A 10,729-nucleotide genomic window follows, 5' to 3' on the forward strand; every position below is an offset into this window, starting at 1 on the left:
CGACCGCATCGGCGGCCTGCTGCGCTACGGCATCCCCGACTTCAAGATGGAGAAGAAGCACCTCGAGGCGCGCCTTCGCCAGATGCAGGACGAGGGCACCCGCTTCCGCGCGGGCGTCGAGATCGGCGAGGACATCAGCTGGAGCGACCTGCGCGCCCGGTACGACGCAGTCGTGGTCGCGACCGGCTCCACCGTGCCTCGTGACCTGTCGATCCCGGGCCGCGACCTCGCGGGCGTCCACTTCGCGATGGAGTACCTCGTGGAGTCGAACAAGGCCGCCGCGGGCGACACCGTGCCGAACCAGATCTCGGCGGAGGGCAAGCACGTCGTCGTGATCGGCGGCGGCGACACGGGCGCCGACTGCATCGGAACGGCGCACCGCCAGGGTGCCATCAGCGTGACGAACCTCGCCATCGGCAACCGCCCGGGCGAGGACCGTCCCGAGCACCAGCCGTGGCCCATGATGCCGACGGTCTTCGAGGTCTCCTCGGCGCACGAGGAGGGCGGCGAGCGTCAGTACCTCGCCTCCACGGTCGAGTTCGTCGGCAACGCCGCGGGCGAAGTGCGCGCCCTCGTCGTCGCAGAGACGGAGTTCGTCGACGGCCGCCGCGTGCCCAAGGCCGGCACGGAGCGCGAGATCCCCGCCGACCTCGTCCTGATCGCCATGGGCTTCACCGGCCCGGAGCGCGACGCTCTCGAGGGCCAGCTGCAGGCGCAGTTCACCCCGCGCGGCAACGTCGAGCGCGACGGCGCCTTCCAGGCGACGGCTCCAGGGGTGTTCGTGGCAGGCGACGCAGGCCGCGGACAGTCGCTCATCGTGTGGGCGATCGCGGAGGGCCGGTCGGTCGCGGCCGAGGTCGATTCCTACCTGATGGGGGAGACCTCGCTGCCCGCTCCGGTGCGTCCGAACGATGTCGCGATCGGTCTGCAGCCCGCGTAGGCTGACGAGCGAAACCCGACGGCCCGCCGCAAGGATCGGAAGTTCTGCGGCCGGGCCGACTCCCTGATCCTGACCATCCTTGTGCGGAGGTATGCAGTTGAGACGTGCCAAGATCGTCGCCACCCTCGGGCCCGCGACATCGACACGCGAGAAGGTCCGAGAGCTGATCGAGGCGGGCGTGGACGTCGCGCGTCTGAACCTCAGCCACGGCGACTACTCGGTCCATGACGCGAACTACGAGAACGTGCGCGGCGCGGCCGAGGACCTCGGCAAGCCGGTCGCCGTGCTCGTCGACCTGCAGGGCCCGAAGATCCGTCTGGGCAAGTTCGCGGACGGCCCGCACTATCTCGCCGAGGGCGACATCTTCACGATCACGATCGACGACATCGAGGGCACGAAGGAGATCTGCGGCACCACCTACAAGGGCCTGCCGCAGGACGTGAAGCCCGGTGACTACCTGCTGATCGACGACGGCAAGGTGCGTCTGCAGGTCGTCGAGGCGGATGAGCGCACCGTCACGACCAAGACGATCGTGGCGGGCAACGTGTCCAACAACAAGGGCATCAACATCCCCAGCGCCGCGGTCAACGTCCCCGCCCTGAGCGAGAAGGACGAGCAGGACCTGCGCTGGGCGCTGCGCAAGGGCGCCGACATCATCGCGCTGTCGTTCGTGCGCAACGCGAAGGACGTGCAGCGCGCGCACGTCATCATGGCGGAGGAGGGCCGCCGGGTCCCGATCATCGCCAAGATCGAGAAGCCGCAGGCGGTGGAGGCGCTCGAAGGCATCGTCGACGCCTTCGACGGCATCATGGTCGCGCGCGGCGACCTCGGCGTCGAGCTGCCGCTCGAGGCCGTGCCGATCGTGCAGAAGAGGGCCGTAGAGCTGGCGCGCCGCATGGCCAAGCCCGTCATCGTCGCCACGCAGATGCTGGAGTCGATGATCACGAACCCGGTGCCGACGCGCGCCGAGACGAGCGACGTGGCGAACGCGGTTCTGGACGGCGCCGACGCGGTCATGCTGTCGGGCGAGACGAGTGTGGGCGAGTATCCGATCGTCACGGTCGCGACCATGGCGCGCATCGTGGAGTCGACGGAGGAGCACGGCCTCGAGCGCATCCCGCCGCTCACCACCAAGCCGCGCACGCAGGGTGGCGCGATCACGCTGGCCGCGGTCGAGGTCGCCGACTTCGTCGAGGCGAAGTACCTGTGCGTGTTCACGCAGTCTGGTGATTCGGCGCGTCGCATGTCGCGTCTGCGCTCGCACCGCCCGATGATCGCCTTCACGCCCGATGCGGCCATCCAGAACCGGATGGCGCTGACGTGGGGCGTACGCTCGAAGCTCGTCGAGATGGTCGAGCACACCGACGCGATGTTCCACCAGGTCGACGAGTACCTGCTCGAGAACGGTCTGGCGCAGATCGGCGACAAGGTCGTCGTGATCTCCGGATCCCCTCCCGGGATCATCGGATCGACGAACGACCTGCGCGTGCACAAGGTCGGCGACGCCGTGCACGGCGCGGCCCCGGTCTACCAGGGCAAGTAGTAGGCGCACATCGTCACAGAGGCGCGGGTCCCGGCAGGGCCCGCGCCTCTGGCGTGTCTCAGGGTTGGCCGGATGCGTTCGGCCCGAAGCGGGACGTCCGCGCGGGCCGCCTGCGCGGCTCCCGCGCCGGTCTGCCGTAGGCTCGATGAGGGCCGGTGTGGCGGAATGGCAGACGCGGCGCACTCAAAATGCGCTGTCCGAGAGGGCGTGTGGGTTCGAGTCCCACCACCGGCACTCAAGACGGAGCCGCTCAGCGCGGTCATCCTCGGGTGCGCGGGCGGCGGGCGCAAGCCCCCTTCGCGCCGCCGCCCGTCCGACTACGGTCGTTCCATGAACATCTCGGATGTGACCTGGAACGAGGCCGCCCGCGCGAAGATCCTCCAGGACGCCGACGCGGTCCTGCGCGGCGCCGTGCGATCCGTCGCCGCCAAGGGCGAGGTCTCCTCGGACGACGCGTTCGTCCAGCTCAACGCGCTGCTCAAGGACCGCTTCATCGACTACGAGCCGGGACCCGACATCCGCAAGTACGCGGACGCCATCGCGGCGGGGGAGTTCTCGGACCAGAAGGACGGCTGAGGCGGCGCTGCGTCGTCGAAGGGCGACGTTCACGCGGACGAGCCGAAGGCGGATCCGCATCATGCAGATCCGCCGGGCCGACGTGGTTGCCGGAATGCGGCGCGACGACGAATTAGGATGGACACGTGACCGAAGAGCAGACCGGGCAGGCACCCGCGGCACCGCGCCGCGTCGTCGTCGCCGAGGACGAGTCCCTCATCCGCCTCGACATCGTCGAGATCCTCCGCGACAACGGATTCGATGTGGTCGGCGAGGCAGGTGACGGCGAGACCGCTGTGCAGCTCGCGACCGAGCTGCGGCCCGACCTGGTGATCATGGACGTGAAGATGCCGCAGCTCGACGGCATCAGCGCGGCCGAGCGCCTCAGCAAGAACCACATCGCGCCCGTCGTGCTGCTGACGGCGTTCAGTCAGAAGGAGCTCGTCGAGCGCGCGAGCGAGGCCGGCGCCCTCGCCTACGTCGTCAAGCCGTTCACCCCGAACGACTTGCTTCCGGCCATCGAGATCGCCCTGGCGCGCTACGAGCAGATCATCACGCTTGAGGCAGAGGTCGCCGATATGGTGGAGCGCTTCGAGACGCGCAAGCTCGTCGACCGCGCCAAGGGACTGCTGAACGAGAAGATGGGCCTGTCGGAGCCCGAGGCGTTCCGGTGGATCCAGAAGGCGTCGATGGATCGCCGCCTGACGATGCAGGATGTCGCGAAGGCGATCATCGAGCAGCTCTCGCCCAAGAAGGCGTAAGCACCGCAGACGAAGGAAGGCGGCGCCGGATCCTCCGGCGCCGCCTTCGTCGTCGTCAGGACTGCGGCGGCAGATCCTTGATGAGGTTCGTGATGCGCACCGTCGAGCAGCGACGTCCGGACTCGTCGACCACGACGATCTCGTGCACCGTGGTGGTGCGGCCGAGATGGAGGGCCGTGCACGTCGCGGTGACGGATCCCGTGCGCGCCGAGCGAGTGTGCGTAGCGTTGATGTCCAGGCCCACCGCGAGGCGCCCCGAGCCCGCGTGGTAGTTCGCCGACATCGAGCCCATGGTCTCGCCGAGGACGACGTATGCCCCGCCATGCATGAGACCGACGGGCTGGGTGTTGCCTTCGACGGGCATGGTCGCGACGGATCGCTCGGCGGTGAACTCGGTGAAGTGCACGCCCATGCGCTCGGCGAGCACGCCGATTCCGCGGCGTTGCAGCCACTCGAGTCCGGGGGAGAGGGTGGACGAGATGGCGGACACGCAGACTCCTCGGTATGTCCCTGGCCCTCGTTAGGCTTGCAGGGTGACGGACTCCGCAAAGCCTACCCTTCTCGTCGTCGACGGCCATTCGCTGGCTTATCGGGCGTTCTACGCGCTCCCCGTCGAGAACTTCACGACGAAGGACGGGCAGCACACGAACGGCATCTACGGCTTCCTGTCCATGTTCGTGAACCTGATCAAGGCAGAGAAGCCGACGCACCTCGCGGTCGCCTTCGACACCTCACGGGAGTCCTTCCGCACGCGGGAGTACACCGAGTACAAGGCGAACCGCGCCGAGACGCCGAATGAGTTCAAGGGGCAGATCCCGCTGCTGCAGGAGTGCCTCGACGCGATGGGCGTCACGGTGCTCACGAAGCCCGACTTCGAGGCCGACGACATCCTCGCTACGCTCGCGACGCGCGGCGCGGCCGACGGCTACCGGGTGCTGCTCTGCTCGGGCGACCGCGACACGATCCAGCTCGTGACGGACGACGTCACCCTGCTGTACCCCTCCGTGCAGGGCGTGTCGCAGCTCAAGCGCTACGACCCGGCCGCGGTCGTCGAGAAGTACGGCCTCGCGCCGGAGTTCTATCCCGACATCGCGGCGCTGGTCGGCGAGACGAGCGACAACCTGCCGGGCGTTCCGAAGGTCGGCGAGAAGACGGCCGTGAAGTGGCTGACGCAGTTCGGCTCGCTGGATGCGCTGCTCGACGGAGCCGACACCATCAAGGGCGTGGTCGGCGGCAATCTGCGCGAGCACATCGAGGACGTGCGTCGCAATCGCCGCCTGAACCGCCTGCTGCGCGACGTCGAACTGCCGGTCGAGGTGGGCGATCTCGCTGTGCAGCCGCTCGATGCGCAGGCGGTGCGCGACATCTTCGCGCGGCTCGAGTTCCGCACGCTGCTGCCGCGGGTGTTTGAGGCGGCCGGTGCGGTCGCCGACGACGAACCGCAGGCGGCGGCCGAGCCCGCCCCCACGCCGCGGGAGCTGGGCGGTGCCGAGCTGGCGGCCTGGGCCGCGGCGGCGCAGGGGGAGGTGGGGGTCACGGTCGTGATGCAGGGCGGCCGGCCCGACCGCATCGGCCTGGCGACGGCGTCGGAGGCCGTGGAGGCCACGTGGTCGGATGAGCTCGGCGCCGCGCTGGGGACGTGGCTCGGCTCGGATGCCCCCAAGGTGCTCGCCGACGCGAAGCCACAGGTGAAGGCGCTGGGCCGCGCGGGCGTCGCGCTCGGCGGGCTCGCCTTCGACCCGATCATCGCCGGCTGGCTGCTGCGTCCGAGCTTCCCCGACCGGACCCTCGGTCACCTCGTCGAGCGCTACCTGGGCGAGAAGCTGCCGGAAGCGGATCCGTCGCAGCTCGTTCCGGAGACCGAGGGCGCGACGCCCGGGCAGCTGTCCTGGTACGCGCTGCGGGTCAGTGCCGGCGTGCGCGGCGAGCTGCCCGACTCCGTGCTGTCGGTGCTGACGGACATCGAGCTGCCGACGCTCGTGACGCTCGCCGACATGGAGCTGGCGGGCGTCGCGGTCTCGCACGAGAAGCTCTCCGGCTTCTCGGGAGAGCTCGGAGGCCGCGCCGAAGCACTCGCGCAGGAGGCGTATGCGGCGATCGGGCACGAGGTGAATCTGGGTTCGCCCAAGCAGCTGCAGGAGGTGCTGTTCGAGGAGCTTCAGCTGCCGAAGACCCGCAAGACGAAGACCGGGTACACGACAGACGCGGCGGCTCTCGCCGACCTTCAGGAGAAGGCGCACCACCCGTTCCTCGACGTCCTGCTGCAGCACCGCGAGGCCACCAAGCTCAAGCAGATCATCGACGGGCTGGATGCCGCGATCGGCGCCGACGGGCGCGTGCACACCACGTACGTGCAGACCGGCAGTCAGACCGGCCGCCTGTCGAGCACCGACCCGAACCTGCAGAACATCCCGGTCCGGACCGAGGAGTCGCGCCGCATCCGCGCCGCGTTCGAGGTGGGCGACGGCTACGACTCGCTGCTCACCGCCGACTACTCGCAGATCGAAATGCGCATCATGGCGCACCTGTCGGGCGATCCTGGTCTCATCGAGGCATTCAACTCCGGCGAGGATCTGCATCGTTTCGTCGGCGCCCGCGTCTTCGGGGTCGCGCCCGAGGACGTCACGTCCGCGATGCGCACCAAGGTGAAGGCCATGTCGTACGGCCTCGTGTACGGCCTGTCGGCGTTCGGCCTGTCCAAGCAGCTGCGCATCGAGCAGTCCGAGGCGAAGTCGCTCATGCTCGAGTACTTCGCGCGCTTCGGCGCCGTGCGCGACTACCTGCGCTCGTCGGTCGAGCAGGCGCGCGTCGACGGGTACACCGAGACGATCTTCGGCCGCCGCCGCCCGTTCCCCGATCTGACGAGCCCCAACCGGCAGCTGCGCGAGAACGCAGAACGCGCCGCGCTCAACGCTCCCATCCAGGGCAGCGCGGCCGACATCATGAAGATCGCCCTGTTCCGCATCCACGACGACTTGCATGGCATGGGCTCACGCGTGCTGCTGCAGATCCACGATGAGCTCGTGGTCGAGGTCGCTCCGGGGGAATGGGACGACGTGGAGCGCATCGTCCGCGACCGCATGGGCGGGGCCGCCGAGCTCACGGTGCCGCTCGACGTGCAGGTCGGACGCGGCGCGGACTGGAACGAGGCCGCGCACTGAGCGCGGCGGACGAAGAGGATCGAACGAGGATGACGGATCAGCCGCAGGAGCGTCGCCAGACGGAGATCGACGGGATCGCGGAGGCGTGGACCTCCGAGGTCGTGCGTCTGTCGCCCATCGCCGCCACCTACATCGGCCGCACGGAGGTGAACGACCGCTACGACGACTTCAGCCCCGCGGGGCACGACGACGCGATCGCGGCGGGCCGGCGGACGCTCGCCGCGCTCGAGGCCGCGACGCCGGCGGATGACGTCGACCGCGTGACCCAGACCGACCTCGCTGCCGAGCTGCGCCTCACGGCCGAGCTCCACGAGGCGGGCTGGCACCTGCGCGACCTCAACGTGATCGCCTCCGCGGTGCAGGACGTGCGGCAGGTGTACGACCTGATGCCGACCGCCACCGCCGAGGACTGGGCCGTGATCGCCCGCCGCCTCGATGCGGTGCCCGAAGCGCTCGACGGCTATGTCGAGACGCTGGCCGAGGGCATCCGGCGCGGCGTCGTGCCGGCCGCGCGTCAGGTGCGCGAGGTCGCGGGCCAGATCCCGCGCTACACGGCCGACGACGGGTTCTTCGCGTCGCTCGTGTCCGGCTCGGCGGTCGAGAGCGCGTCCCTGCCCGAGTCGCTCCGCTCCGACCTGGATCGTGCGGCCACGGCGGCGCGCGCGGCGTACGACCGGCTGGCCGAGTTCCTCACGGGCGCGCTGGCCCGCGCCGCGACTGAGACGGACGCGGTTGGTCGCGATCTCTATGCGCTGCACTCCCGCCGTTTCCTGGGCGCGCAGATCGACCTCGACGAGACCTACGAGTGGGGCATCGAAGAGCTTGCGCGCATGACGGAGGAGCAGGAGTCGATCGCACGACAGATCCTGCCCGGCGCGACGGTGGCCGAGGCCGTCGCGCACCTCGAGCGCGACCGCTCCCGCAAGCTGGTCGGCACGGCGGCGCTTCGCGAGTGGATGCAGGAGACGAGCGACCGCGCGGTGGACGAGCTGGGCCGCACGCACTTCGACATCCCCGAGCCGATCCGCACGCTCGAGTGCATGATCGCTCCCACGCAGGAGGGCGGCATCTACTACACAGGTCCCACAGACGACTTCTCGCGTCCGGGGCGCATGTGGTGGTCGGTGCCCGAGGGCGTGACCGAGTTCGACACATGGCGTGAGCTCACCACGGTCTACCACGAGGGCGTTCCGGGCCATCATCTGCAGATCGGCCAGGCCGTCTACAACCGCGCCCAGCTGAACTCGTGGCGTCGCCTGCTGGCCGGCACCTCCGGTCACGCCGAGGGGTGGGCGTTGTACGCCGAGCGGCTCATGGAGCAGCTCGGCTACCTCGACGACCCCGCCGATCGGCTCGGCATGCTCGACGGCCAGCGGATGCGCGCGGCGCGCGTCGTGCTCGACATCGGCGTGCACCTCGGCAAGCCTCGGCCGGACGGGCAGGGCACGTGGGATGCCGATTACGCGCTGGACTTCCTGCGGGCCAACGTCAACATGCCCGAAGAGTTCGTGCGCTTCGAGGTCAACCGCTACCTGGGGTGGCCGGGTCAGGCGCCGTCGTACAAGGTCGGCCAGCGCCTGTGGGAGCAGGTGCGCGACGCGTACCGCGTCGCGCGCGGCGACCGGTTCTCCATGAAGGAGTTCCACAAGCGCGCGCTCGACCTGGGCGGCGTCGGCCTCGACACGCTCAGGACGGCTCTCCTCGGCTGACGGGGAATAGCGGGAGTCGCCGCCCAGTTCCATGCGTATGAATGGAGGATGCCACATGGACATCGAGCTGGGACTGGACACCTTCGGCGACGTCACGCGCGGACCGGGAGGGTCACGGCTCTCGGACGCGGAGACGATTCGGAACATCGTCGCGCAGGCGAAGCTCGCGGACGAGGTGGGGCTGCAGTTCTTCGGGATCGGCGAGCACCACCGTCACGAGTTCGCGGTCTCGAGCCCGGAGGTCGTGCTCGGTGCGATCGCGTCAGTGACGAAGGACATCCGGCTGGGGACGGCCGTGACGGTGCTGTCGAGCGATGACCCGGTGCGCGTGTACGAGCGGTTCGCGACGCTCGATGCGGTCTCGCAGGGCCGTGCCGAGGTCATCCTCGGCCGCGGCTCGTTCACCGAGTCCTTCCCGCTGTTCGGCTATGAGCTGCGCGACTACGAGGCGCTGTTCGAGGAGAAGCTCGACCTGTTCGTTCAACTGATGGGAGAGCGACCCGTGTCGTGGCGGGGCACGATGCGTGCCGGGCTGCAGGAGGCGGATGTCTTCCCGAAGACCGAGCGCGGCCTCACGGCGTGGGTCGGCGTCGGCGGATCGCCTGAATCCGTCGTGCGCACGGCGCGCCACGGTCTCGGCCTGATGCTCGCGATCATCGGCGGCGCACCGGCGCGATTCCGCCCGTACGTCGACCTGTTCCATCGCTCGCTTGCGTCCTTCGAGCGGCCCACGGCCCCGGTCGGCGTGCACTCGCCCGGGCACATTGCCGAGACCGACGAACAGGCGTGGGACGAGCTGTATCCGGACATGGCCGAGCTGCGCGAGAAGATCGGGCGTGAACGCGGCTGGGCGGGCGGCTACAACCGGCTCCAGTTCCAGAACGAGGTCGGCCCGGAGGGCGCGGTGTTCGCCGGATCTCCGGAACGCGTCGCGCAGAAGATCGCCGACACCGTGCGGACGCTGAGCCTCACACGGTTCGACCTGAAGTTCGCCAACGGCGGCCTCGAGCACGAAAAGCTCATGAAGAGCATCGAGCTGTACGGCACCGTCGTCGCGCCGCGGGTGCGCGAGCTGCTCGCGGATGGCGCGTAAGGGTCGCACTGACCATTAGGCTGGCGGGATGACCGCGCCCTCGGCCCGCCTCGACTCCCTTCCCTTCACCCGCAAGCACCTGCGCCTGCTGACGGGTTCCGGCATCGGCTGGGCCCTCGACGCGATGGACGTCGGGTTGATCTCGTTCATCATCGCCGCGCTCGGTGCGCAGTGGGGGCTCAGCGACGGCGAGAAGGGCTGGATCACGTCGGTCGGCTTCATCGGCATGGCGGTCGGGGCGAGCCTCGGCGGGCTGCTCGCCGACCGGCTGGGGCGGCGGCAGGTGTTCGCGCTGACGCTGCTCGTCTACGGTCTCGCCACGGGCGCCAGCGCGCTCGTCGGGGGAGTCGCCGCGCTGCTCGTGCTGCGCTTCTTCGTCGGCCTGGGGCTCGGATCCGAGCTGCCGGTCGCCTCCACCTACGTCAGCGAGTTCGCGCCCACGCGCATGCGGGGCCGCCTCGTGGTGATCCTGGAGGCGTTCTGGGCGGTCGGATGGACGGCGTCCGCGCTCATCGGGTACTTCGTCGTGCCGCTCGAGGACGGATGGCGGTGGGCGTTCGCACTGGGCGCGATTCCCGCCGCGTACGCGCTCGTCGTGCGCTGGGCCCTGCCCGAGTCTCCGCGGTACCTGGAGAGCAGGGGACGTATCGCCGAGGCCGACGCCGTCGTCCGGCAGTTCGAGGCGTCCGCCGGACGGCCCGTCGCGCGCGCGGCGTCGCCCGTCGTCGCAACGGAGGTCGTGCACGCACCGCCCGCTGCGCGCGGGATGGCTGCGGTCGCCGCGCTGTGGGCACCGGCGCTGCGGACCCGCACGGCGGCTCTGTGGCTCGTGTGGTTCTGCGTGAACTTCTCCTACTACGGCGCCTTCATCTGGATCCCGTCGATCCTGTTCGCGCAGGGCTTCGACCTGGTGCGCTCGTTCGGCTTCACGCTCATCATCACGCTGGCCCAGCTGCCCGGTTACGCG

At 69.7% G+C, this 10,729-nt stretch carries 9 protein-coding genes and 1 tRNA gene; 9 read left to right on the top strand and 1 reads right to left on the bottom strand.

All coding sequences use genetic code 11. The features are described 5' to 3' along the window. The 5 genes from RIF89_RS07055 to RIF89_RS07075 form a co-directional block, all read left to right on the top strand. On the top strand, positions 1 to 940 hold a 940-nt coding region (locus RIF89_RS07055), incomplete at its 5' end, for a glutamate synthase subunit beta (protein ID WP_309068424.1). A 97-nt stretch (positions 941 to 1,037) separates the two neighbouring features. Continuing rightward, entirely contained in the window at positions 1,038 to 2,483 is a 1,446-nt protein-coding gene (pyk, locus tag RIF89_RS07060; RefSeq protein ID WP_309068431.1) for a pyruvate kinase, read from the top strand. Positions 2,484 to 2,634: 151 nt separating this feature from the next. Next, positions 2,635 to 2,717 (top strand) — tRNA-Leu (locus tag RIF89_RS07065). Between the two features lie 96 nt (positions 2,718 to 2,813). Further along, positions 2,814 to 3,059: a hypothetical protein gene (locus RIF89_RS07070; RefSeq protein ID WP_309068425.1), complete on the top strand. Its 246-nt coding sequence runs from the start codon at positions 2,814 to 2,816 to the stop codon at positions 3,057 to 3,059. A 125-nt stretch (positions 3,060 to 3,184) separates the two neighbouring features. Beyond that, positions 3,185 to 3,799, top strand: coding sequence for an ANTAR domain-containing response regulator (locus tag RIF89_RS07075; protein ID WP_203138586.1), 615 nt, complete (start codon positions 3,185 to 3,187; stop codon positions 3,797 to 3,799). 55 nt (positions 3,800 to 3,854) lie between these two features. Here the strand turns inward: RIF89_RS07075 and RIF89_RS07080 are convergent, their stop codons facing one another. Beyond that, the gene (locus tag RIF89_RS07080) at positions 3,855 to 4,211 is read right to left on the bottom strand and encodes a hotdog fold thioesterase (protein WP_375294446.1); all 357 of its coding nucleotides are present in this window, start codon (positions 4,209 to 4,211) and stop codon (positions 3,855 to 3,857) included. A 121-nt stretch (positions 4,212 to 4,332) separates the two neighbouring features. Here RIF89_RS07080 and polA point away from each other — a divergent pair, with 121 nt between their 5' ends. The 4 genes from polA to RIF89_RS07100 form a co-directional block, all read left to right on the top strand. Then, on the top strand, positions 4,333 to 6,960 hold the full coding sequence (gene polA, locus RIF89_RS07085; protein WP_309068427.1) for a DNA polymerase I: 2,628 nt from the start codon (positions 4,333 to 4,335) through the stop codon (positions 6,958 to 6,960). 29 nt (positions 6,961 to 6,989) lie between these two features. Then, positions 6,990 to 8,669, top strand: a complete 1,680-nt coding sequence (locus RIF89_RS07090) for a DUF885 domain-containing protein (protein WP_309068428.1) — start codon at positions 6,990 to 6,992, stop codon at positions 8,667 to 8,669. Positions 8,670 to 8,724: 55 nt separating this feature from the next. Continuing rightward, entirely contained in the window at positions 8,725 to 9,762 is a 1,038-nt protein-coding gene (locus RIF89_RS07095) for an LLM class flavin-dependent oxidoreductase (RefSeq protein WP_309068429.1), read from the top strand. A 28-nt stretch (positions 9,763 to 9,790) separates the two neighbouring features. Then, positions 9,791 to 10,729, top strand: a 939-nt coding sequence (locus RIF89_RS07100; RefSeq protein WP_309068430.1) for an MFS transporter, incomplete at its 3' end; no start/stop codon positions are given.

Source organism: Microbacterium sp., assembly GCF_031178525.1.
Lineage (GTDB): Bacteria > Actinomycetota > Actinomycetes > Actinomycetales > Microbacteriaceae > Microbacterium.